Origin of the sequence: Providencia alcalifaciens (assembly GCF_915403165.1) — a bacterium.
Taxonomy (GTDB): domain Bacteria; phylum Pseudomonadota; class Gammaproteobacteria; order Enterobacterales; family Enterobacteriaceae; genus Providencia; species Providencia alcalifaciens_C.
In genome coordinates this window covers 3,672,849-3,697,786 of record NZ_OU659204.1, presented here as the reverse complement: position 1 = coordinate 3,697,786, position 24,938 = coordinate 3,672,849, and the positions used below count along the sequence as shown (strand labels likewise).

The window sequence follows — 24,938 nt, the reverse complement described above, 5'->3', positions numbered from 1 at the left end:
TTAAATATAGCACCGCAAAGAATCGCGGTGCTAACCCAAAATAAATCCAAAAAATATTATATTATATAAAATAATTATCCTTTATCTTTATATAATAAATATATAATTTAAATATTTGTTTTTTATTTTCACCTAATTTAATATTTTTATTCATTTTTCGTTTTGATGAAAATTAAAGGATTAAGATATGGATAGTGATATGGAATTAAATTTATTAAGTAAGGCTTTTATTAATATTGATAGCTTGAATGAAAATATAAAGCAAAGTAATGATATTCTAATACGTAGTGAGAAAGCCCGTGATACATTCAGAGGGAAGTATCAGGAAATTATGAATAATGTTCCTGATAGATTAAAAAAATATGTTAAAGGTGTTTTAAATAAGATTGAATTATCAATGGATAATAAAATAGCAAAACAAAAGTTAGCTATCGAATCATCCAATAATGGTCTATTAAAAATAAATCAAGCATTTAATGAAATTAATGATAACCAATATCGCGTGACGGATGAGCTGAATTTGTCTGCAATAGATTCTGAAATAAAAAGTATTTATCAAGAAATAGAAAATTTAGCGTTCTTTGATTTTGAAACATATTCTGAAAAAAATGTCAGTTATAAAATAATTAATTCATTAAGTCCTGAAGTGAAAGATATAATTGCAAAATCTGTCAGCGATTTTAATCAAGAAAATTCAGCATTCTTAACCGTTATGCAAGATATTGATAGAACATCGATTGATGCACAAAGAGAAATTTTAGTGCTACAGAGAGATGAGCAATACATACAACAAGATTATGCGAAGAGTGTTCATCAGTACAATGAATCATCTGGGGTTAATATAATTAGCGAGCAATTAGCGAGTTTCATGCCAGTGAATAAAGAGAGTGCGATTACGAGAGACATGAATGGCGGCTCACTTGGTATGCTTGCACCAACATTAAGTGTTTGTCCTGATGCATATACGTGTCTAAGTTAAGTATAACACCTTAATTTTAGTCTTGTTTGGCGCTTAAATATTTTTAAGCGCCATTTTCAATCGAGAATGACGATTCTTTGATAGGGAGATATTTACCTTTGATTTGCCAATTGAATCATTAAGATTTACGTTTTTTATTTTAATTTTTTCCGCTAATCAAGTATAAAATCTTACCTAATCACCATCTATAGATTCATCATGTCTATCAATAAACTTATTGATTCACTTTCCACTCAGGGTTGGTATGTGTGGGACGATTTTCTGAACCTGTCAGATATTCAGGCTATTAAACGTTGTATCCCCGATACGCTGCAAGATGCACGTATTGGTCATCAAGACACGTTGCAAGGCAATAAAACTATCCGCGGTGACCAAACGGTGTGGCTTGAACCTGAAATGGGAGAGCCAGTCGTACATTACTTAGATAAAATGGAGAACTTACGTCAGGCGCTTAACGGCCAGTTATTTCTTGGATTACGGGATTTTGAAACCCATTTTTGCCGTTATCCTAATGGTGGATTCTACAAAAAGCATGTCGATAATTTCCGTGGACAAGGACGCCGTAAAATCACCACAGTGCTATATATGAATGAATCATGGAAACAGGGGGATGGTGGCGAAATTGTGATGTATGACTTGCAGGATAGTGAGCTATTCACCTTAGATCCGCTAGCAGGGCGCATGGTATTTTTTATGTCTGAAGATTTTCCCCATGAAGTTTTACCTACCCAAAAAAAGCGTGAAAGTATTGCCGGTTGGTTCCTGACTGAAAAAATACTGTAGCCCTTTCTCGTCTATGCCGCCTCTGCAAAGGGGTGGGCTGTAAACTAATTACCATAGTAATAAAACTACAACTTATATATAAATAATAATTTTGTTTTTTAAACTACCTGCCTTTATTTTAAATCTATTATCTTGGTTGGCATAAAGATAATGAATTTTTATTAATTTAAATATAAATAAAGGATGAATTATATGATTAATTTAAAAAATGCATTTAACCAATTTAAATCAAACTTTGAAGAGTACAAAGAATCTTTTAAAAAACATGAAGGGAACCATAAAAAATATTTGAGTGATTTAAAAGAGCTCACTGGTAGAGATGGTTCAATTTTAACGAAAGATAAAAAGCCTACAGACAGATATATTTCACAAGCGGAAAGAGATATTAGAATTAACCAAAAAAGATATTCCAGCTATGAAGCTGCAATAACAAAAATTGATAACTACATGAATGATTTAGAATATAGCGATAATTTAGAAAATGCAGTGGATTTTATTAATGAATTACAATCCATTATAGATTCACTACCTCAAAAATCGGCTATTTTCCCTAAAAAAAATCTATCGTCAACGCCGTTAATTCAGCAAGCAGTATGGTCACTTTATAATAATAAATTGGAAATGGATGAGAAGTTTTATGATTTAAATGGTCAATATCTTCAATTCAGTGAGGTTGCAAATGATACATTAATGAAAATGAATGGGCCGCGAATTTCGGACTGTTTTAATGGCTATGAAAATGCATCGATGATGATTGAACAAATGGCACAACTTGAGTCGGTAGAGAGTAGCTCGATGGATAACCAAATGCTAAAGGCATTTGAAACGAATGCTACTTATTGTGAAATTTATCTTGGTACTCAGTATTGCTACTAGGGCGTAAATTGGGAAGCCACAGATTTACTGTGGCTTCCCATAACTTAGTTAACCCGCTTAAACTCTTTTCCAGCAAAAACTAATGCGGCATTTCCTCGCTCAATTTGGTAATGAGAAAGGTGGCGCTGCTTATCTAGAGTGCTCAGTTGCTGAGATTGAAATTCACTGAGTTTCCAATGAATTAGCTCTTTTGCCAGCTTCTTATTCGCATGCTGGCTACGTTCTGATTGGACTTTCACACTAATCCCCGTTGCAATATGTTTAGCACGTACTGCGGAACAGGTTTTATTCACATGCTGACCACCAGCCCCTTGAGATTTTGTAAATTCATATTCGATTTCACTCTCTTCTAAGGGGTGGATAGGCGAAAATGCTATCACGCTAATAAACCAATTTTTACGTTTATGACGTGGTCTCAGTGGGCTTTGACATTGCCATTGAACGGTTCCACTCCATGCGTTGACCAATTGGTCGCTCTGTTTCCCCTCTAAGGAGACTAGCACTGACTTTAGCCCCTGTTTTGAGGGAAAAGATTCCAACACATCAACCTGAACATCTAACAAAGTCGCCTCTTTTAAAAAGCAGGAAAACGCTTTTTCCACGGCGATACAGCACTCATCAGGGCCTTGAGCTGAAGAAAATTGTAATAATGTCATTAACAATCTCCGCTCGTTTTATAAGTGATCACCGGCGCTAAACGGGCAATAACCTGAATGATGCCGACGTTTACCATGCTTTCGATAACGGTCTCAATGGATTTATAGGATTGCGGCGCTTCTTCATAAATCAATTGTTTGTTTGCACAAATAACGCGGCTGCCTAAAGTGGTTCGGGATAGCTGCAATGGCGTATATTTATGTGATAAACGACCTTTGCATTCCGTTCGCATCCATTTTCGCCCTGCGCCATGGGCAAGGGAATTTAAGCTCAAATCATTGGCAGTCGGCGCGACTAAATAGCTGTAATCGCCGCGAGAGCCGGGGATAACCACAAAACCTCTATCAGAGGGGGTGGCTCCTTTACGGTGTAACCAGCCGTCAATGCCGCTGATACGGCATGGCTCAACAAGATTATGGTTGAGGCTGAAACGTTGCTCTCCAGAGGCTTTAACTTGCTGCATCATGCGCAGCCCAATCAATTGGCGGTTGATTTGTGCGAACTGTAGGGCGTCTTGGTGTGCGTTGAGGTAAGTTTCCGCCTCTTCAGATTGTTCATCCAGCCCATTATGGCTATGTTGCTCAATATGCTGGCGTAGAATAGATTGCCCCAAACCACGCGAGCCACTGTGCACGAGCAACAGTAATTTTTGTTTATCAAGGCCGCTTTGCTCAAACAGTTCTTGGTTTATGATTTTATCGACGGATTGAAACTCCGCGAAATGGTTACCACCACCGATGGAGCTGAGTGATGCCATAAAATCATGGGATTTCATGGATTCAGGAACGTGCTCATCTAACCACTCTAATGGCGCATGATCCGTCATTTCAGATAGCTGTTTTTCCAGCTTATCCAAGTTAACTTTGGCACGCTTGATATCGGTTTGGAACAGGCTCATGCCACAGCCAATATCATTACCGACTAACGCCGGATAGAAGCGTTTAACCGAGAAAAATGCTGCGCCAATTGGATAGCCACGTCCTGGGTGTAAGTCAGGCATGCCGACCACAGAAACCATGTTGGGTAAATTAGCGGTTGTTTGTAATTGTTGGATTGCTTTACTTTCAATCCATGTAGATTCTGTCGCGATATAACTAACGTGTTCACCGACAGAATGAAGGGTATTGCCCATAAGCTATTAACTCATTTTTAATGTGAAAAATAAGGTGATTAGCAGGCAAGTTTTGAGAAGATAGCTGAACTAACGTTTAAAACGATTTATAACGTCTAAGACTATTTCTGAGGCTGCCCGCAAAGAGTTTGATTAATTGTTGTCATGATGAACCTCCTCGCAGTGAATTGAATGAATGAAAACGCGGCGGATATTAACGGGAACTTTTTTCATTTGCAAGAGAGAAAAGAAAAAAAGTGTAAAATTAATCTTTATCCTAAAGTGATTAATAAATGAGTAATTAATTATTTTATAAACTAATAGTTTTCATGATAAATAATAATGAAAAACTCAAATTTATATTTAATTCTAGATTTGAATATTATAAAAATATTTCATTAAGATAAGCGTAAACAGGTATATTTTCGCTATTTTAACTTTGCTACTCTCTTGCTGGGTGCTTGATCTTACTCAGTTCAAGCATTTATTTTTGGTCTGGGAAAGAAAAAGCCCCGTTAGTGATATTCACCAACGAGGCTACACTCCCAACCACACAATCGGGAGTGTGCCTCTTAATAAAAGAGAGGTCAAGGAGAAATGACAAAGTACGCAATGATAGCTGTAGTTTCTATTTGCGTAACAATACTGGGTTGCTCATTTTTAATAAAGGATAGATTAAGCTATTTGAATATTGATAATGATAATACAGTCGTTCAGGTGAAATTGGATTACGAAATCAATTAATCATCGAGTGGGGAAGTTAATTTGAATTAATTCAGTTTAATAACAATTAATTCCCCACTCTTTCTTCTTTCTTATTACCGGTTGGGATATTAAGCACCCAAACTAAAGAGCCCCAATATAATTGGGGCTCTTTTTACTATTTTAACGCATTAAAAAAACTACGAAGCGATATGAACTGTTTTTCCGCCCACAATGGTGCGCAGCACTTTCACATTTTCAATATCATCCGCAGGGATGGTAAATACATTGCGGTCCAGTACGATCATATCTGCGAATTTACCCGCCTCAAGCGATCCTAAAACGTCTTCACGATGCTGAGCATAAGCAGAATCAATAGTTGCTGAACGTAAAACCTCGATCACGGTCATATCACGGTCGTTATCCAGTCTTGGGGCTGGCTGGCCATCAATATCACGACCACGGCGAGTTGCGGCGACTTTCAAATCATACCATTCGTCAAAATCATCGATTGGCCAGTCGCTACCAAAGGCAACGACTGCACCCGCATCAATAAACTTAGCGATAGGTTCGAGCTGTTGGAAACGGGTTTCACCCAGCATATTTTTCTCGAAAGCAGCCAGTTCAGGCGTTGGTGCTGCCCACTGGAATGATAAGCATGCAATGGTTTTCAGGCGCGCAAAGCGGGCATAATCTTTGGCATCAACCAGTTCATTATGGGCAAGGCCTGGGCGGATATCTTTCTCTGGGTGAGCCGCACGCATTTTCTCAATGGCATCCAGCACGATAGAGACGGCACCTTCACCGACGGTATGCAAGTGAGGATCGTAACCGGCTGCTGCGATTTTTTCGAGCAGCTCATCCAGAATTTCAGCCGTGAAATAGAGGTCGCCGTAGTTATTGGTTTCGACCCAATTTGGCGCTGAATCAGTACCTTTATTCACACGATATGGCTGTAATAATGAGGCGGTCATAGTTGGATATTGCAACACGCCATCCACGAACATTTTGATATTACGCAGACCGATACCCGGTGTTGGAGTCCAATCAGCTTGATGCCATTTTTTAGCAAATGCTACGGCGTTATCGACGGCAGCGGCGACCGCGGCAACATTTGGCGTGTTATCCGGTGTGATTTCTCGTGCAGCTTGGAAGCGTAAAGTGAGTTCGCCACGTTGTTGAAGTTGGTGGAACGCCTCTAATTGCTGTTCAGAAACGCGGGCATCCATCACCATCGTGACGCCTTGCTGATTCAGCACTTTTTGCACTAACTCAGCCACTTCAACTGCTTGCTCATCACGGATAGACGGAATGCTATCTGCGGCACGCATGGCAGGCGCATCCTCTAAAATTCCGTTGAGTTCGCCATTTTTATATTTACCAATTTTGCCATCGGATGGCTCAGGGGTTTCTTTGGTGATCCTGAATAATTCGAGGGCGCGGCTATTGGCTAATAAGGTATGGCAGTCATTAGAAAACAGGACGACTGGGCGCTTAGTATTGAGCTTGTCCATATCTTCACGGTACATGTCAATACCGGCTGGCAACATGCCTTGGCGTAACCAGGCAGTGACTTTTAGCCAATCGTTTTCGCCCGTGCGAGGATCTTTATCGAGGTGATCTTGCACGCGCTGTAAAATTTGGTCGATAGTGAGGGATTCGTAATTAAGATGGCAGCCAAACAGCTGAATGCCGCCCCAAAACGGGTGCATATGTCCATCGATGATCCCTGGCATCATCATTCTGCCTTCAAGGTCGATGCTCTCGGTTTCTGGGCCAACATATTGATGTAATTCATCTGAAGTCCCTGTTGCAAGAATATAACCTTCTTTCAAGGCAATAGCGTCGACAACACTATTTTGACTGTCTGCGGTATAGATATAACCGTTGAAATAAATAACATCAGCAATTTTATTATTCATCGTAAACCGTCTGTATCAGGGGCTCCTACGGAGCCAAAACCAAAAAACAATGGGGAAGATAAGCTTCCCCATAATCAACGAAAGGTACCGGAGGATTAATTGATAATCATCTCAGTCTCGGCATCAGAGATAGCAGGTGGACGACGAGTAAAACCATGAGTCAGAAGCGTGAGGTAGCCTGCCCCTGCCGCTAGCCAGCATAAACCGACTGTGAAAGCTTCTGCATCTAAGCTTGTCCATAACCATAAGGTTAAAACAACCCCAATCGATGGCATGATCAGGCAAGTCAGCAATTTGGTCGTATCCAAAGAGGCTTTACGGTCAATATAGAAATGTTTGATGACTGATAAGTTCACAAAGGTAAAGGCTATCAGTGCACCAAAGCTAATCATCGACGCAACCATGCTGAGTGATAACACCAGCGACATCAATGAAGCTATTGCCACAAAGATAATGGAATATACCGGTGTATTCAGGCGCGGGTGCAAATACGCGAAGATAGAGCGAGGTAACACACCTTCACGACCCATTGCATAGAAAATACGCACGATACTGGCTTGCGAGGTCATTGCAGAGGCAAAGACACCGATAACATAAGCGGTAATAAAGCTCGATGCCATTAAAGAGGCTCCGATCCACTTCATTTTATCGCCCACTTGCTGCATTACTGCGATACTTGCGACATCTGTGTTAGGGAGAAAATCTTGCCATACTGGGTACATTAAATGTGCGCTGTAAGAGATGGCAATAAATAAGGCTCCCGCAATAAATACGGTATATAAAATCGCTTTCGGTAAAGCACGGCGAGCGTCTTTTGTCTCTTCGGCCATAGTTGAAATGGCATCAAAGCCCAAGAATGCTAAGCATAGTACTGCAGCACCAGCAAACAGCCCCGACACTTGAGATGACATCACGGTGAGTGGTGCCATCAGTGCTTCAACATCAAGTACCATCGCGTTTTGCAAGCAGATGTACAAGAAGATGGCGATGAAGACAAATTGCATCAGAATAATCAGCATATTCATCCAAGATACCAATTTGATACCCAAAATGTTCATGATGCTGACAACAGCGATGGTTGAGCAGATTATCACTGGCATTGGGATGTTCGGGAAGGCTTCGTGGACAAAGATCCCAATCGCAATGTAGTTAATAATCGGAAGAAATAGATAATCCAGCAGTTGTGCCCAACCAACAAGAAATCCAAGAGTGCCACCAAAGGTTTTTTGCACATACGAATAAGCAGACCCAGAAAGCGGGAGTGCACTGGTCATACGGCAATAGCTCATGGCAGTAAAGAAGACAGCAGCGAGCGTAATTAAATAAGCGATAGGCAGATGCCCTTCACTTAATACAGTCACTTGTCCATAGGTGGTAAAAATTCCGAGTGGCACCATATAGGCCAGCCCGAAAAATACTAACGCAGGGGTGGTCAGTACACGTTTCATTTGAACGGTATTCTGTTGCATTTTGAAGCCCTTCCCAAAAGCCCTTAACAACGTTAACTCTTTCTGAATACACAGGCCGAGTGAACCTAAAATGCAGCCATATAACTTGAGCTATAGCACTACATGTTTTATTTTTTTACATACATAAATCATTTAATTAGGTATGTGGATAGACGCCTTGTATTCAATTTCAGAAAACCTCGCACCAGGACAGAATATAAATCACTGTCATCGTGCGCACTTTAATGAAACGTCAGTAATGAATCGGACCATTACCATCCGCTGGGGTGAATACAAGCGGCGTACAATATAATTATCAAGTTCCTATTAAGCAATCATTTATTTCAACAAATAAATATACTGTTTTATTTCAATGGGTTGATGTTTGAAAGGTGTATTAATAAGATGAAATTTAACGTAAGTTAAATATGAATCAAATTTCCGATAAAATCAAGGAATAAAAATTTTTATAATCCATTGAAATAAAACAAGAAAGTGTTTAATTTTGAAATCAACTAAAACAAAATAAAAATACCCAAAAGGTAAATTATTTTTAATAAAAATAAGCTGGTTATATTAAATAATTTAACCTTTCTAGTTCCATTAAATGAAACATGTATTAAATGGATAATATAATAAGTGGGTTAATACTAATTTAAGTCAGATATTATGGGCACGAATGCCCATAATATGGAAAACTAAATTCTATTTTCTTCTGAGTTTCTGCTGTGTATATAAAGCATCTAAAGTAAATAAAATTAATGCAACCCAGATAAAACCAAATGTAATTAACAATTCTTGAGTCATCACTTCACCATACACAAATACGGCAAGTAAGAACATAATGCTTGGGCCTAAATACTGGAAGAACCCTAATGTTGACAGTCTTAAATGGTTGGCGGCTTCAGTAAACAGTAACAACGGCACTGTAGTAATAATCCCTGCAGCAATCAGGAGAATGTTTAAATTCCAGCTGTTCATTGTCATGTCACTTGTCGGGCTATCTGCAAAGAATAGTAGGAAGATAACGCCGACAGGTAGCAACCATAAGGTTTCAAATGTCATACCTGTTTGCGCATCGACACCCAATTTTTTACGTAATAAACCGTAGGTGGCAAACGTCACGGCAAGGCTTAATCCAATGACTGGCACGGAGCCAAATTGCCAGAGTTGAATTAATACGCCGGTGAGTGCTAACCCGACTGCAACCCATTGCATTCGACGGAAGCGTTCATGTAAAAATATCATGCCAAACAATACGTTAACCAGAGGGTTGATAAAATACCCTAAGCTGGCTTGCAGCATATGCCCATTATTCACCGCCCAGATATAAATCAGCCAGTTAGACGCAATTGTTATGGCCGTTACACCTAAAATTAAGATCTTTTTAGGCTGTTTTAAGGTTTGGCGGAAATACTTCCAATGGCGTGTGATGGTCAGTAATAACAGCATAAAGAAGAATGACCAAATAATACGGTGAGTCAAAATTTCTTCGGCTGGCACTTCTTTAATGGATTTAAAATAAATGGGAGCGACACCCCAAATAAAATAAGCGCCTAAGGCACATAGTACGCCTTTGGTAGTATTTTGTTGGCTCATGAATAGCTCTGAAATTGATATAAAGTAAAACTGAGAGATCGAAACCAGGAATGTAAGTGGCTCGATTTGTGATGCCATTAATGTGACATTGCTCAGGTTTTTTTACAAGCTATTAGTTAATGAGGTTATTAATTATTTACCAGTCTGTTTCATTCGCTGATATGGTTTCATTCAATCAGTTTTTTATCCAATCAAATAAGTCGCAGTGGCTGTGGCAATATGCTGATTTTTCTCATTATGTAATTCACTGCGGGTAACGGCGATTTTATTACCATCGCGTAGTAAGCTGGCGCTCGCGATAAAAACCTCTCCACGTCCAGGGCGCAAATAGTCAACGCGTAAATCAATCGTACCCATTTTGGACATCTTGTCGGCAATGTCTTGGTGAATGAGAGGTTCAATACGTTGAAGGATCCGGTTGATACACACCATGCCACCGGCCACATCTAATAAGGATGCAATTACACCGCCATGGAGAATATTTTGGGTGAAATTACCAATAAGCTCTGAACGATTTTCCACGGATAGCTGGACTAAATCATCGGTCATTTGTAGTAGCTCAATTCCAAGTAATTGATTAAAAGGCATTCTATAGATAAATGCATCGCTCATAAATTTGCTAGCTTCTTCGAAGGTATAGATGCGGTCATTCATTTTAGGATCCTTGTCTGTGATGTTAATGATAAGTTAACATTATGTATGTGCTAATATCTAGAAAACAAATGAATAATCTTTCAACGGTTGACCATTTTTCGGTGTAAAATGAGACAAATTTTTTCACCGCAGTTGAAATAGGAATGGCAAATGCGCGCTTTACAAATGTTGTTGAGTTCTGTGCTCTGTTTCTGGTCTGTTTCACTTTTTGCATCTGACAATACCAACGAACCGGCACAGCAGGATACTGAAAATCATACACCCGTTCGCGGAAGTATTATTTCGGGGTTACTGCAAAATTATGATAACCCATTCGTTTTGTATCCTTATGAACCCAATTACATCATTTATACCTATACGTCTTCAATAAATAAGAAGGCCATCGAGAGTTATGATTGGGGTAATGATGCACTGAAAGATGAAGTGAAATTCCAATTGAGCTTGGCGTTTCCTATTTGGCGTGGTATTGCGGGGGAAAACTCGGTTCTCGCGGCATCTTATACACAGCGTTCTTGGTGGCAACTTAGTAATAAGAAAGAATCTTCGCCATTTCGTGAAACCAACTATGAACCACAGATTTTTGTTGGTTGGGCACTAGATAACCAATTTGCGGGCTGGACGTTACGCGAATTCGAAACGGGCTTTAACCATGAATCAAACGGTCGCTCCGATCCAACATCTCGCAGTTGGAACCGTATTTATGCCCGAGCCATGGCGCAGAATGATAACTGGCAAGTTGAGTTAAAACCGTGGTATCGCATTCCTGAAAGCGAAAGCAGCGATGACAACCCAGACATTAATAAATATCTCGGCTATTACCGCGTAAAAGTGGGGTATGCGCTTGGGGATAGCGTTATTTCAGCAGCTGGTCACTATAACTGGAACTCTGGCTATGGCAATGCGGAGCTGGGCTGGAGCTATCCAATGACGAAACATGTGCGTTTATATACCCAACTGTTTAGTGGTTATGGTGAGTCGATGATAGACTATGACTATCGCCAAACACGTTTTGGTATCGGTGTGATGCTTAACGATATCATGTGATCTGGGCAGACATCCCAGTCATTTCAGGGTAATATCTTGCTAATAGCTGCTCTTTTCGGGCAGCTATTTGTTTCAACCTCTAGAGGAAATCCGTGTCTACCGCTTGCGTTATCAATCAACTTTCACTGGCTGAAAATGTGCTCAATAGCACGTTTGGTTACCAATCCTTTCGTCCGGGGCAAGACGCTGTTATTGGCGGGATTCTTGATGGTCGTGATTGCTTAGTCTTGATGCCAACGGGGGGAGGGAAATCGCTCTGCTACCAAGTACCTGCGTTGGTCAAACAAGGCATTACGCTGGTGGTATCACCTTTAATCTCTTTAATGAAGGATCAAGTCGATCAACTCAAGTTACACGGCGTTGAAGCGGCTTGTTTGAATTCCTCACAAACCCCTCTAGAACAGCGCCAAATCATGGAATTATGCGCTCAGGGGAAAATCAAACTTCTGTATGTGGCACCAGAGCGTTTATTGACCGACTATTTTATTCAGCAAATTGGCAGCTGGGATATCACCTTACTGGCGGTAGATGAAGCACACTGTATTTCCCAATGGGGCCACGATTTCCGTCCTGAATATCGTTTATTAGGTCAATTACGCCATTCTTTACCGAATGTGCCGGTGATGGCGCTGACTGCCACGGCAGATGAAACCACGCGCGCTGATATTATTCGCTTACTCGAGCTTAATGATCCATTAGTTCATGTGAGTAGCTTTGATCGCCCGAACATCCGCTATACCTTAGTCGAGAAGTATAAACCATTAGATCAATTATGGTTTTTTATTAAGGCTCAGAAAGGTAAGTCAGGAATTGTTTACTGTAATAGCCGTAGTAAAGTTGAAGAAACCGCGGAAAGATTGCAAAAACGTGGCTTGAGTGTCGCGGCTTACCACGCAGGTTTGGAGAGCGCCCAACGTGACTGGGTGCAAGATGCATTCCAGAAAGATAATCTGCAAATTGTGGTTGCCACCGTGGCATTTGGAATGGGGATTAACAAGTCCAATGTCCGCTTTGTGGCGCACTTTGATATTCCTCGCAACATTGAAGCTTATTACCAAGAAACGGGACGAGCAGGGCGTGATGGTGTCGAAGCCGAAGCTATTCTATTCTACGATCCTGCTGATATGGCGTGGCTCCGTCGATGCTTAGAAGAAAAACCAGCGGGAATGCAGCAGGATATTGAACGACATAAGCTGAATGCGATTGCCGCCTTTGCGGAAGCGCAAACTTGTCGCCGCCTTGTTTTACTTAACTATTTTGGTGAAAACCGCCAAAAACCTTGCGGTAACTGTGATATCTGCCTTGATCCACCAAAACGTTATGATGGGCTGGTGGATGCGCAAAAAGCACTTTCCTGTATTTATCGCGTTGGGCAGCGGTTTGGTATTGGTTACATTGTTGAGGTGCTACGAGGCGCTAACAATCAGAGGATCCGCGATTTAGGACACGATAAACTGCCTGTTTATGGTATTGGTAAAGAGCAAACTAATGAACATTGGGTGAGCGTTTTACGCCAATTAATTCATTTAGGTATGATCACGCAAAATATCGCGCATTTCTCCGCATTACAATTGACGGAAGCAGCCAGACCCATACTGCGTGGTGAAATGCCATTACAGTTAGCGGTTCCACGCGTTTTAGTCACTAAAAGCCGGAATCAACAAAACAAAATTTATCATGGCAACTATGATAAGAAGCTGTTTGCCAAATTGCGTAAACTACGTAAATCCATTGCGGATGAAGAAAATATCCCGCCTTTTGTGGTTTTCAACGATGCAACGTTGATTGAAATGGCCGAACATTGCCCGACCAAACCCGTTGAATTATTACTGATTAATGGGGTTGGTGAGAAAAAATTAGAGCGTTTTGGTGAGGCATTTATGACACTTATCCAAGACCATCTAGAAGGTTATGAATGAGGAAACCCCATGTCGCCAGATAGTCTAAAAGCCAGTTGGTTAAATCGAGAAACTGAGTTTTCGGCCTTTACCAACGGTCCGCTTTTAGATTTTTGGCAACTACGTGAAGAAGCTGAGTTTTTAGGTGTTGATGACGTTCCTATTCGCTATGTGCGTTTTATTCATGCAAAGCACCATAAAGCCGTGGTTATCTCACCGGGTCGCAGTGAAAGTTACGTTAAATATCCTGAAGTAGCCTACGATTTTTATCATTTAGGGTTCGATGTTTTTATTATTGATCATCGTGGGCAAGGGCGATCTGGCCGTATGCTGGCGGATCCCCAAAAGGGGCACGTTGAAAAATTCACAGATTACATTGATGATTTTGAAAAATTCATTGATTTAGAAGTGAGAGATCGTCACTATCCTAAATGCTATGGGCTGGCTCATTCGATGGGGGGCGCGATCCTCGCTGGGTATTTACTCCGAGATAGCGTGACATTTGACGCTGCCGCATTGTGCGCTCCCATGATTGGGGTAAATTTACCGATGCCTCACTGGCTCGCGAGCTTTATTGTTGAGCGCGCAGAACCGCGCCGCAGTGTGCGAAATGATTATGCGGTTTCTACGGGGAAATGGCAGCCATTACCTTATTTAATCAATGTGTTAACCCATAGCCAAGAGCGTTACCGACGCTATTTACGCTACTATGCGGATTATCCTGAATTACGTCTCGGTGGTCCAACTTACCACTGGTTACGAGAAAGTTTTGCGATTGGCAAAGAGCTGGTTGCGAAAGCGGGAGAGATTGAAACCCCTCTGATGCTACTTGAAGCGAGCGAAGAGAAGGTAGTCAGCAATCGAGAGCTACAAGCTTTTTGTCAAAGTCGGCAAAAAGCGCAAACAGGACGAGAAGAAAAATTACCCCTCATTATTGAAGGGGCCCACCACGAAATCCTGTTTGAAATAGATGCATTGAGAGCCATGGCCCTCAATGCAATTTGTGATTTTTTTGAGCAGCATTAGCCATAATTAGGGATCTTGTATGAAATATCCGGTTGTTGCTTCCGATTTGGACGGAACACTTTTATCTCCCAATCATGATTTAACCCTGTATACCAAAGACACACTTAAGCAGCTTGTGGCGACCGAAGAAGTACGGTTTGTGTTCGCGACGGGACGCCATCATATTGATGTTGCACAGATCCGCGATGGTCTGGGTATTGATGCTTATATGATCACCTCGAATGGGGCGCGTATTCATAATACCAATGGCGACCTCATTTTTGCGAACAACGTTGACTCGCAGATAGCGAAAGAACTGTGCTTAATGGAGTTTGATCACCCTGAAATTCTCACCAATTACTACCATGGTGATGATTGGTTTATTAACCGTGAAAGCCCTGAGCAGAAAGAGTTTTTCAAAGAGTCTGTGTTTAATTACCAGCTGTTTGACCACCGCGATTTTCCAACTTCGGAAGTCTGCAAAGTGTATTACACCAGTGAAGATCATGATTTATTGGTCGATCTGCAACAGCGTATTCAACGTCGTTGGCAGGACAAGGTTCATGTTACTTTCTCCTTACACAGCTGCCTTGAAGTGATGGCAGGTTCCGTTTCTAAAGGTGAAGCATTGAAACAAGTCACGGCATTGCATGGCTATGGAACCCATGATTGCATCGCGTTTGGTGATGGCATGAATGACAAAGAGATGCTGAAGTTAGCGGGCAAGGGCTGCATTATGCAGAATGCTCATCAGCTGCTGAAAGATGCTTTACCTCAAATGGAAGTTATCGGGTCTAACCAGGATGATGCGGTTGCTCGTTATTTGAGAAGTAAATATTTAGACAACAAATAACCATTTTTTCTATGTGTATAAACAGAAAGCCAGATAGAATAAAAAACTATCTGGCTTTTTATTTGCTTTTGTTATGAATGACAACGAAAAGTGCTATTTCTCTAAATTAAGGCGTTTATCCTATTTTGTCTTCTGACGAGTAAATTTAAACTACTACAAATGAAAAGCGAGTTTAGGCTGTATAATCTGCCAGATCAGCCGATAATAACGGGTATTACTGTGTTGCCAGTTGCCATACTGCACTGTTGAGGGTTACTTAGGATGAAAAGAATTGCGTTAGCGCTGTTGTTAGGATCTGTTTGTTACAGTTCATTATTACTGGCTACACCGGCGAAACCAACAACCGCCAGTGAACAGACGACGATAGAGCAAATTACGCAGTTAGCTGAAAAAGGTGATCCCGCGTCTCAGTTCCTGTTAGGTGAACGTTATTTTAAAGGTCAGGGGGTTTCTCAAGACTCCAAAATAGCCGCTGAATGGTTTATCAAAGCGGGAGATCATGGTAATTCAGATGCCCAATTTCGTCTTGGCACAATGTATGTCAATGGGTTTGGTGTTCGCCGAGATTATGATAAAGCGATGCTGTGGTATGAAGAAGCCGCTAAAAATGGTGATACTCGCGCAGAAACCAACATGGCCACCATGTATGCACAAGGCTTAGGGGTCAAACAAGATCTGGAAAAAGCCGCATACTGGTTTAGAAAGGCAGCGCAAGGCGGCAATGTGATCGCACAATTCAAAATCGGGCAAATGTACACGATTGGCAGTGGCGTCACATTAGATAATGAAAAAGCCGTGTTTTGGTTCAGAAAAGCCGCAAAACAGCGTGATGCAAATTCCCAAGACCGTTTAGGGGTGATGTACTCTGAAGGGAAAGGGGTGAAAAAGAACCTACAGCAAGCGTATGCATGGCTGTCTACCGCGGTTTATAGTGGCAATAAAGAGAGCCAACGTTTACAGAAAAAAATCGCAGAGCAGTTGAACGCAGAAGAGCTGAAACAAGCGCAAAAACTGGCTGATAACTACATTAAAACCTACGGCAATAGCGAAGAAAGCTAATTCGTCCAATATTAATTTAACGGGATATCAGCAGGTATCCCGTTAATCCAATCACAGACAGAATCAAATATACCCAGCAAAAGCGGTAAAACCGATTATATCCCCATCCTCGGCGTACACTCAGTTGCCGTGCTTTTGTCGATAATTGACGAGCTTTCAAACGGTAAATCACTAAATACAGCAGGCTGAATCCTTGCCACAGATAGAGCGTGTTAAAGGCAAAATCCTTTCCGACAATCAGCAAAATCACCAACGGGATTAGAAAAAACAGAATGGAACCTACACGTTCATACTGTGCAATTTTTAATTTGATGGATTCGTCGTGGATTTCTACTGCTTGGGTCATGATTTAGCCTTTTTACCATGAAGAGCGAGGGAGCTTACTCCCTCGATAAACTTATAGCTCACCAGTACCGCGTGGTGGATTGCGACCAGAGAGGTTATTTGTGGCGCTTTGTATCGAATTACTGCGCACATCTACACGGGCTTGGAACGGTGGGAATGGCAATGTAATTCCTTGTTCTGCAAAGGCTTCCAAAATATGTTGATGGATTTCGTGGCGAGCCGGTAAACGGTGTCCCATTTCACCTGCATATACCCGCAGCTCGAAAATTTGGATCCCTTGCTGTAAATCCACGAGATAAACTTCAGGATTAGGGTTATCCAAGATCATGGACGAGCGTTTTGCTGCACGTAGGATAATCTCTGTCACTTTTTCGCTATTGGCATCCGCTGGGGCCGGGATTGTCATCACGATACGGGTAATAGTGTCGGTAAGAGACCAGTTAATAAACTGTTCAGTAATAAATGCCTTGTTGGGCACAATAATCTCTTTTCTGTCCCAGTCCGTTAATGTGGTGGCGCGGGTATTAATCTTGGTGATGCTACCCGTTAAGTTACGGATAGTAACGGTATCGCCAATACGGATCGGTTTTTCAAACAGGATCATCAAGCCAGAGATAATATTGGCGAAAATTTCTTGTAAACCAAACCCTAGACCGACCCCCATTGCAGCGACAAGCCACTGCAGTTTTGACCAGTCGATCCCCAGCATTGAGAAACCGACAATGGTTCCAATGATGGTGATACCGTACTTAGTCAAGGTACTGATGGCATAACCGGTACCCGGTGTTAAATCGAGATGTTGAAGGACTGCCAGTTCTAATAGCGCAGGCAAGTTTCTGACGAGCTGTGCGGTAACGATAATCACCAAAATAGCGATGAAAATCGACCCCATTGTGATGGCTTGAACGGTTTCCACACCATTGATGGATGAGGTCACATCCCACAAGCGAATATTTTCAAGGAATGAAAACGCGGTATGCAATTCAGACCACAGCCAAATTAACGAGACCAGCGCTATCATCGTCAGAATGGAGCGCACCAATCCAACTGATTGGGTACTGATAGTATCGAGGTCAAGAACCTGCTCTTCGATATCAATATTCCCTTCGCCGCTGGCATTGGGTAATTGAGAATCTTCTTCCCCTTTAGCGCGCTGGGCTAAGATTTCCGCACGGCGCTGTTTTGCTCGTTCGAAGGCGAGTTTTCGGCGCTGCATCGACATCCAGCGCTGGATAGTGTGATAAATAATTAAAATCACAAACCAAATCGCCACGGAGGTTTCGAGTCGCGCCAACAATGCTTGAGACGTTGAGAAATAACCTAATACCGAGAAAAATGCTGAAATTACCGGCGCAATGAAAATTAGCCACCATAATGCGGTGTTAACTAAGTTGTCTCCAGAGCCGTGCCTGTCCAAATACAATGGGATTTTAGAACGGCGTAAGTTATTGGTAATTAAGCTTAATGCGACGCACAGCACTAAGAAGCAGAGGCGTCCTAAGGTCGCGGAGAACTCTCTTTCACTGTAATGCTCAAAAGTGATGATTGCCATTACTAACGGCACAATCACAAAAATGGCTAATCGGTAATGGCGCATTGCGCGTTTTACCGCGTCTTTATCCCAACCAAAGTGGGCAATGAACAGCCCGGTTGGTCGTGAGAATGTTTCGCTGATCATAAATAGCCAGAGCAGCGGGGTCGTTGCGCTAACGCCGTAGCCAATGGCTGCTGCCATCGGATATTGCCATGCACTTTGTAAGCCATAACCAATGGCAGACCACATCATAGGAAGGGGAAGCGCGACAATAATCGACCAGAAAATAGTACGGATGGTTAAATAGAAACGGTCTTGTGTAACTTTACCAATACGCAGGCTTGAACGGTCTAAGAACGCTTGATAATGGCGGCGCGTGCTGACACTGAAAATCACTAAGATAATGGAACCTAGCAGGTATAAGAACGAGTCTTGGCTAGTGACCATCACTTGCAGCGCACCCGCTAGTTGGGAGAGGGTATCCAGTGAAAGTAATTGGGTCATGTCAGTGACCACAAGTACTGGATAATTAATGCTAATCGGCGGGACATCAGCGACCCAGAACAGATAACGGTTTGAGGCGTCTTTCACCTCTTTTAGCGCATCAGTTAATTGCCCCGTTGCAACATTGAGCTTGGTCAGCTCTAACATTTCACCATCAAAGCCCGAAATGAGCGAGGTTAATAGTTCTTTGCGGGTCTTCATCAGTGATTGATAAACCTGCGACTGCGCAGGATTCAAATCATTGGCGCTTTCTTGTACCGATACATCGAGCTTGGATAAGCGCTCAAGCATATCTTCATAATTTAATCGCTGAACACGTAAATCTGCCATTTCACGGTCAAGTTGCTGGCTTTTAGGGATATCAGGAAGGCGAGAAAGCTGTGTTCGAAGCGCCTCCCCTAATGTACTTGAACTACTGATCCACTGGGCTTGTTCACGGATAGTCGATAGCGCTTGTCGTGCATTTCGAATGCTGGTGGAGATTTCGGCTTGGTTGGTGGTGATTGCACTCATGCGTTGAGCTTGCTCGGTCAACTCTTGGGACATTTTGCGGTTGATATCAAGCTGCTCTTTTAAGAACGGGGTCAATTCCCCCTGTTCCGCCAACATTTCAGTATGTTCTAACGCTAATATTGCTTTTTGTTGGCGTTGGGTATTTTGAAAATCCCGGAGTTGCTGAAGTTCAAGCTCTAGGCGCTGATAACGCTTTTTCTCAAGCTCCAGTGCCATTCGAGAAATTTCTTGGCGGTTATTGGCTGATAACTGCGCCATTTCTAGCTCGTTCACAATCGATTTGCGAGCGCTTACTTCGGCTTGAGCTAAGGTAAATTGGGCTTCAGCCAATGGCGTTGATGGCGTATTGAGCGATTGAAGTCGTGTTGAGGCGTCAGTTAACTGGCGTCGTGCTTCAGACAGCTGCTGTGGCAAGAGATTCAGGGATTCGCTGATTTCGCGCCCTTTATCTTGTTCTTGCTGCATCAATCGCCCTTGATCAAGTAGCTGGCTACTAAGTTGGGTAATACGTTGCTCTAATTCACTTAAGCTAATGCTAGTAGGAATTGGGGGCGGTGTATCGGTCTCATTGAGCACGTTTTGGCGGATTGTTTTGATAATTTTAGGGAAATTATCAATAGCATCTTGGTAAGACTTTGCCTTATTGTCTGAATCACGAGCTTCATTAATCCAGCTTAATGCCCCTTGCAATGCTTGAGCAATCTCAGCATCTTTGGGGTTTTTGCTTGGATCAAGCTGTTTGAGCTCCTGTGTAATCTGTGCTTCATCTTGCGCAGAGGTCGGTGCCGCTTGGGATGAAAAAACGATTAACAGGCTGAGTAAAAAACTGATAATCAAACGCACAGTGAGGAGCTCCTTCAGAGATAGAATAACTTAATTATAGTTTAAATGATTAGCTAACAGTTTCAGTGCGTTGTTGCTCATCGATTGATTCTGCTAATAGCTCACCCATGCGGGTTGCATAGCCGGGGATCAATGAGGCATTAAAGCGAATTTTGTTTGGCTCAAACAGGTTAATGACAGTGGAGCCGAGTTTGAATAGACCCATTTCTTCCCCTTTTTGTAGGAAGATAGCGCCTTCTTCACCTTGTGCTGGATAAGCCCAACGTTTAATCACGCCTTCACGCTGTGGGTTAACACAACCGCTCCAAACGGTATCAATGCTGCCTACGATGGTTGCACCAACTAAAATCTGCACCATTGTGCCAAATGGGGTATCAAACACGCAGATTAAACGTTCATTACGTGCAAATAAGTTTGGAACATTTGCTGCCGTTAATGGGTTAACGGAGAACAGGTCGCCAGGAACATAGATCATTTCTGTTAACAGGCCATCACACGGCATATGCACGCGGTGGTAGTCGCTTGGGGATAAATAAGTTGTGATAAAATCACCACCACGGAATTTATCCGCTAACTGATATTGTCCTGCAAGTAGGGCTTCAACTGTATAATTATGGCCTTTCGCCTGAAAAATTAGGTCATTATCGATAGGGCCTAACTGGCTAACGGCACCGTCTGCAGGTTGTGCAAGTTGATGTTCAGCTTCAACAATTGGGCGTGCGCCATCTTTCAGCGTACGGATGAAGAAGTCGTTAAAGGTTGAATATGCAGTTAGCTCACTTCTTTGAGCTTCATTCATATTCACTTTATAGGCTTTAGCGAACAGCTTTATTGCCCATTGGGTTACAAACCCGACGTTCCGACTAGCAAACCATCCTGCAAGTTGAGTAAGTCCTTGTTTAGGAAGCATAAATTGCAGGCGGATTTTGATTTTATCTAGCACGTTAACCTCTGAATTTTAAAGGTAAGTTAGTGAAAGGGCGCTATTGTAACTGAAACTCATCCGCTTTCGAATTATTTCACAAAGCGGATTATATGGACGATAAACGTGAGCGCTCACTAACTTATTTTAGACTGATTTTCGGGGATTATTTCTCTTTAGCAGTAAAATTACCACGCAGTTTAACTTGTTCCATACTTTCTAAAATACGGTGATAGTTTTCAAAGCGTGATTCGGCAATTTTGCCGTCTTCCATTGCGTCTCGCAGTAAACAACCGGGGTCATCTAAGTGTTTACAGTCGCGGAATTTACAGCCACCAAGGTAATCTTTAAATTCGACAAATCCTTTGGTCACTTGTTCCTTTGTCAGATGCCAGAGACCAAATTCACGCACGCCTGGGGAATCGATGACATCACCACCCTGTGGGAAGTGGTACAGTCTGGATGCGGTCGTGGTGTGTTGCCCTAAGCCCGAGGTATCAGAGACATCATTGACTAAGATGGCGGCTTCATTTTGAGGTAACAGCGTATTCAACAAACTGGATTTACCAACACCAGATTGGCCAACAAATACCGACACTTTACCGGATAGCGTGTTAGTGAGTGCTTCCATTCCTTCTCCAGTATGGCTGGAAACTTCGAGCACTTGGTAGCCAATGTCGCTATAAATTGTCATTAAATCACTGACCCACTCTCGATTTTCTTCATCTAGCAGGTCAACTTTGTTTAAGACAATAATCGGCTGGATCCCTGTGGTTTCGCAGGCGACTAAGTAGCGGTCGATAATGTTGAGCGATAATTCAGGTAAAATCGCAGAAACCACGACGATTTGGTCGATATTTGCGGCGATAGGTTTTAACCCATCATAATAATCAGGACGAGTTAAGACGGAGTGGCGCTCATGAACGGCTTCGACAATACCGTTCACTTTGATATCACTCTGTGTGTTTAGCGCAGGACGCCAGACAACTTTGTCCCCGGTCACTAAAGATGAAATGGTTCGACGTAGGTTACAACGCTGTATAGTGCCGTCTGAGGCTTCAATATCCGCATGTTGACCAAAGCGGCTAATCACTAAGCCCTCTTGAGCCTCACCTAATTGGCTATCATCAATCTCAATAGTTTTTTGCTTTTTGAGTCTTTTTTGATGATTTTCTTGCACGCGGCGCTGTTGGCCTTTCGAAAGTTTCTGCTTAGCCACCTGACCTCTCTCACTTAAATAATTTGGCGTCTATATTATAACCGATAGGGATATTATTGAAAAACAACATACCTATAACGGATAGAACGAAGGGTGTTATCATACCTTAACTCCACCGTATTCAGTTAGGGCATATCATGCAAAAGAATGAGAATAATTTAATTTGGATCGATTTAGAAATGACCGGGCTCGATCCTATTCGTGATCGTATTATTGAAATAGCGACTATTGTGACTGACAGTAACCTGAATATCTTAGCCGAAGGGCCTGTTATCGCGGTACATCAAACCGAAGAGCAGTTGGCATTGATGGATGAGTGGAATGTAAACACCCATACTAATAGCGGCTTAGTGGAACGCATTCGTAAAAGTTCCATTGGTGAGCGTGAAGCAGAGCTGGCGACCATTGAATTTTTAGAAAAATGGGTACCAAAAGGCGCATCGCCTATCTGTGGGAACAGCGTAGGGCAAGACCGCCGCTTCTTATTTAATTATATGCCAGAGTTAGAAAGCTATTTTCATTACCGCTATCTTGATGTGAGTACATTAAAAGAGTTAGCCCGTCGCTGGAAACCTGAGATTCTCGCTGGATTCTCAAAGAAAAACACCCACCAGGCACTGGATGATATCCGCGAATCAATTGCTGAGCTGGTATATTACCGAGAAACGTTTATTAAATAACCTGCTATCAGGATGAGTTGGTTTTTCTCAAAGAACCAACCTCTCTCTGGGTATTTGCTGTAATGCAATCTGCATTACGTTTGTCATTACGCTAGTCTTTGTTAAATTACTTTGAAAGTTGGAGAAAGTGATGTCAACAATTCAGATTAGAGTCGATGAACAATTAAAAAAAGAAGCCTATCAAGCCTTAGAGAATTTAAATTTATCGCCGTCAGATGCACTCAGATTGTTTTTACGCTACATTGCAGAAAATAAGAAGCTTCCCTTTGCTGAGGTTTCTGTTGTTGTGAGTGACAATGATGATGAAGATATTCTGGCTGTCGTTCGTGAGCGTTTGAAAAAACCAGCAAAACGAATCAGAGTGAATTTGGATGACTTATAATATTGATTTCGATGAACGAGCGTTAAAGGAATGGCAGAAGCTTGGTAGTGATATTCGAGAACAATTCAAAAAGAAACTGAAAAAGTTACAAAGTAGCCCCATGTTGAATCAACCCGCTTACAAGGGGATTTATCTGGGTGCTATAAGATTAAATTGCGGGCATCAGGTTACCGTTTGGTGTATCAAGTTATTGATTCTGAAATTGTTATCTTGGTCATTTCAGTGGGTAAACGAGAAGCAGGTAAAGCTTACACAACGGCAAACTCAAGAGTTGCGAAAGGGCTAAAGCCATAGTTGCAGTAAATATGGTTGTGCAAATTAACAAACTTAACACCTTGAAATGCTTATTTAACAAACGGCGACGACAAAATCATCACTATGATTGTTTTATCATCAAACGAACAAAAAAATAAAAATTTTGGTCTCAAAGGCTTGCTAGTATCTTAATTTCTCGTATAATGCGCTCCCCGTACCGATGAAGTTTTTATGATTTTATTGGCACGATTAAGGCACCAAGAATTGGTTATGCGGGAATAGCTCAGTTGGTAGAGCACGACCTTGCCAAGGTCGGGGTCGCGAGTTCGAGTCTCGTTTCCCGCTCCAAATTTTCTTGATGTTTTAGCTAGAGCACTATTTTCGGAATGCGGGAATAGCTCAGTTGGTAGAGCACGACCTTGCCAAGGTCGGGGTCGCGAGTTCGAGTCTCGTTTCCCGCTCCAAACTTTCTTAGTGTTTTAGCAGAAGTAGTACCCACCAAATGCGGGAATAGCTCAGTTGGTAGAGCACGACCTTGCCAAGGTCGGGGTCGCGAGTTCGAGTCTCGTTTCCCGCTCCAAATTTTTATCTCTCTATTTTTCTTTCTGTATTGCCCTCTAATTAACATTCTATTAAATGCAAGTTTTGTGCTTACGCGTTAATACTTATTAGCCTTTTAATGTTCATTATTTACACAAAAGCAATTTTTATCTTCCTTGTTCACGATCCTTTTATTATTTATGATCTTTTTAGGATCCAAGTGAGTTTTTTGCTTGCATTCATAGGCGGAGAGCCATAGAATAGCCACCCCTTAGCAATAGGGCATCCTATAAGAACTTCAGTCAAAATGGCGAACGTTCGAGTGAAAGGTAAAAAATCCTATTTTTACCTGTTCAGCTAAAATTTCTTCTTAACCTGACTTTTTGATAACTTTACTTTAGTTAGTTAACTAAAATTCAGCGTTTTTTATTACTTCTCTCCATGAGAAAGTTATCCACAATCTGAGTGGGTCTAGGTTCAATTTATCCTAGACAGAAATACTTTGCTGCACAGAGTTATCCACAGGTTAGTTATTGGTTAATTTTTGATTATCACAAAATGAATATTATTGACTTTAATTTTAATTGCTTGAAATTAAAGTGAAAAACTAT

General features: G+C 41.8%; 20 protein-coding genes, 3 tRNA genes and 1 pseudogene. 14 read left to right on the top strand and 10 right to left on the bottom strand.

Features of this window, described 5'->3' with window-relative positions:
- Positions 1-187 precede the first annotated feature (187 nt).
- The 3 genes from LDO73_RS16810 (at position 188) to LDO73_RS16800 (ending at position 2,638) form a co-directional block, all read left to right on the top strand.
- Positions 188-979, top strand: coding sequence for a hypothetical protein (locus LDO73_RS16810; RefSeq protein WP_224059497.1), 792 nt, complete (start codon positions 188-190; stop codon positions 977-979).
- Positions 980-1,177: 198 nt separating this feature from the next.
- On the top strand, positions 1,178-1,762 hold the full coding sequence (locus tag LDO73_RS16805) for a 2OG-Fe(II) oxygenase (protein ID WP_224059496.1): 585 nt from the start codon (positions 1,178-1,180) through the stop codon (positions 1,760-1,762).
- Positions 1,763-1,954: 192 nt separating this feature from the next.
- Positions 1,955-2,638 carry a hypothetical protein gene (locus LDO73_RS16800; RefSeq protein ID WP_224059495.1) on the top strand — a complete coding sequence of 228 codons (684 nt, stop codon included), beginning with the start codon at positions 1,955-1,957 and terminating at the stop codon, positions 2,636-2,638.
- Between the two features lie 44 nt (positions 2,639-2,682).
- On the opposite strand, the gene prfH is transcribed toward LDO73_RS16800, so the two are convergent.
- From prfH to LDO73_RS16770, 6 genes are all read right to left on the bottom strand, one after another.
- Positions 2,683-3,294, bottom strand: coding sequence for a peptide chain release factor H (prfH, locus tag LDO73_RS16795; protein WP_224059494.1), 612 nt, complete (start codon positions 3,292-3,294; stop codon positions 2,683-2,685).
- On the bottom strand, positions 3,294-4,427 hold the full coding sequence (locus LDO73_RS16790) for an RNA ligase RtcB family protein (RefSeq protein ID WP_224059493.1): 1,134 nt from the start codon (positions 4,425-4,427) through the stop codon (positions 3,294-3,296). The genes prfH and LDO73_RS16790 overlap by 1 nt, the downstream gene beginning before the upstream one ends.
- An 881-nt stretch (positions 4,428-5,308) precedes the next feature.
- Positions 5,309-7,030 (bottom strand): amidohydrolase, encoded by a 1,722-nt coding sequence (locus LDO73_RS16785; protein WP_224059492.1) that lies wholly within the window; start codon positions 7,028-7,030, stop codon positions 5,309-5,311.
- Between the two features lie 95 nt (positions 7,031-7,125).
- The gene (locus LDO73_RS16780; protein ID WP_224059491.1) at positions 7,126-8,499 is read right to left on the bottom strand and encodes an APC family permease; all 1,374 of its coding nucleotides are present in this window, start codon (positions 8,497-8,499) and stop codon (positions 7,126-7,128) included.
- Between the two features lie 684 nt (positions 8,500-9,183).
- Complete coding sequence (gene rarD, locus LDO73_RS16775; protein ID WP_224059490.1) at positions 9,184-10,077, bottom strand: EamA family transporter RarD; 894 nt, start codon at positions 10,075-10,077, stop codon at positions 9,184-9,186.
- Between the two features lie 183 nt (positions 10,078-10,260).
- Positions 10,261-10,731, bottom strand: coding sequence for a thioesterase family protein (locus LDO73_RS16770; protein WP_224059489.1), 471 nt, complete (start codon positions 10,729-10,731; stop codon positions 10,261-10,263).
- A 150-nt stretch (positions 10,732-10,881) separates the two neighbouring features.
- Between LDO73_RS16770 and pldA the strand changes: the two genes are divergently transcribed.
- From pldA to LDO73_RS16745, 5 genes are all read left to right on the top strand, one after another.
- Complete coding sequence (gene pldA, locus LDO73_RS16765) at positions 10,882-11,775, top strand: phospholipase A (protein WP_224059488.1); 894 nt, start codon at positions 10,882-10,884, stop codon at positions 11,773-11,775.
- A 92-nt stretch (positions 11,776-11,867) separates the two neighbouring features.
- Positions 11,868-13,694 (top strand): ATP-dependent DNA helicase RecQ, encoded by a 1,827-nt coding sequence (gene recQ / locus LDO73_RS16760; RefSeq protein ID WP_224059487.1) that lies wholly within the window; start codon positions 11,868-11,870, stop codon positions 13,692-13,694.
- 9 nt (positions 13,695-13,703) lie between these two features.
- Complete coding sequence (gene pldB / locus LDO73_RS16755) at positions 13,704-14,699, top strand: lysophospholipase L2 (RefSeq protein WP_224059486.1); 996 nt, start codon at positions 13,704-13,706, stop codon at positions 14,697-14,699.
- A gap of 19 nt (positions 14,700-14,718) precedes the next feature.
- The gene (gene yigL, locus LDO73_RS16750; RefSeq protein ID WP_108478802.1) at positions 14,719-15,531 is read left to right on the top strand and encodes a sugar/pyridoxal phosphate phosphatase YigL; all 813 of its coding nucleotides are present in this window, start codon (positions 14,719-14,721) and stop codon (positions 15,529-15,531) included.
- 261 nt (positions 15,532-15,792) lie between these two features.
- The gene (locus LDO73_RS16745) at positions 15,793-16,590 is read left to right on the top strand and encodes a tetratricopeptide repeat protein (RefSeq protein ID WP_224059485.1); all 798 of its coding nucleotides are present in this window, start codon (positions 15,793-15,795) and stop codon (positions 16,588-16,590) included.
- Positions 16,591-16,606: 16 nt separating this feature from the next.
- Here LDO73_RS16745 and LDO73_RS16740 read toward each other — a convergent pair whose 3' ends face one another.
- The 4 genes from LDO73_RS16740 to rsgA form a co-directional block, all read right to left on the bottom strand.
- Positions 16,607-16,936 carry a hypothetical protein gene (locus tag LDO73_RS16740; RefSeq protein WP_224059484.1) on the bottom strand — a complete coding sequence of 110 codons (330 nt, stop codon included), beginning with the start codon at positions 16,934-16,936 and terminating at the stop codon, positions 16,607-16,609.
- A 51-nt stretch (positions 16,937-16,987) separates the two neighbouring features.
- Positions 16,988-20,329: a miniconductance mechanosensitive channel MscM gene (gene mscM / locus LDO73_RS16735; RefSeq protein ID WP_224059483.1), complete on the bottom strand. Its 3,342-nt coding sequence runs from the start codon at positions 20,327-20,329 to the stop codon at positions 16,988-16,990.
- 49 nt (positions 20,330-20,378) lie between these two features.
- Positions 20,379-21,272: an archaetidylserine decarboxylase gene (gene asd / locus LDO73_RS16730; protein WP_224059482.1), complete on the bottom strand. Its 894-nt coding sequence runs from the start codon at positions 21,270-21,272 to the stop codon at positions 20,379-20,381.
- A 145-nt stretch (positions 21,273-21,417) separates the two neighbouring features.
- Positions 21,418-22,470, bottom strand: coding sequence for a small ribosomal subunit biogenesis GTPase RsgA (gene rsgA, locus LDO73_RS16725; protein ID WP_036948915.1), 1,053 nt, complete (start codon positions 22,468-22,470; stop codon positions 21,418-21,420).
- Positions 22,471-22,607: 137 nt separating this feature from the next.
- Between rsgA and orn the strand changes: the two genes are divergently transcribed.
- The 6 genes and pseudogenes from orn (at position 22,608) to LDO73_RS16695 (ending at position 24,367) form a co-directional block, all read left to right on the top strand.
- Positions 22,608-23,150: an oligoribonuclease gene (orn, locus tag LDO73_RS16720; protein ID WP_036948917.1), complete on the top strand. Its 543-nt coding sequence runs from the start codon at positions 22,608-22,610 to the stop codon at positions 23,148-23,150.
- Positions 23,151-23,280: 130 nt separating this feature from the next.
- Positions 23,281-23,532, top strand: coding sequence for a type II toxin-antitoxin system RelB/DinJ family antitoxin (locus LDO73_RS16715; protein WP_224059481.1), 252 nt, complete (start codon positions 23,281-23,283; stop codon positions 23,530-23,532).
- A pseudogene (locus LDO73_RS16710) lies at positions 23,522-23,826 on the top strand (type II toxin-antitoxin system RelE family toxin). Before LDO73_RS16715 ends, LDO73_RS16710 begins: the two are co-directional and overlap by 11 nt.
- A gap of 233 nt (positions 23,827-24,059) precedes the next feature.
- A tRNA-Gly gene (locus tag LDO73_RS16705) sits at positions 24,060-24,135 on the top strand.
- Positions 24,136-24,175: 40 nt separating this feature from the next.
- Positions 24,176-24,251 (top strand) — tRNA-Gly (locus tag LDO73_RS16700).
- Between the two features lie 40 nt (positions 24,252-24,291).
- Positions 24,292-24,367: transfer RNA gene (locus tag LDO73_RS16695), tRNA-Gly, on the top strand.
- The last annotated feature ends 571 nt before the right edge of the window (positions 24,368-24,938 follow it).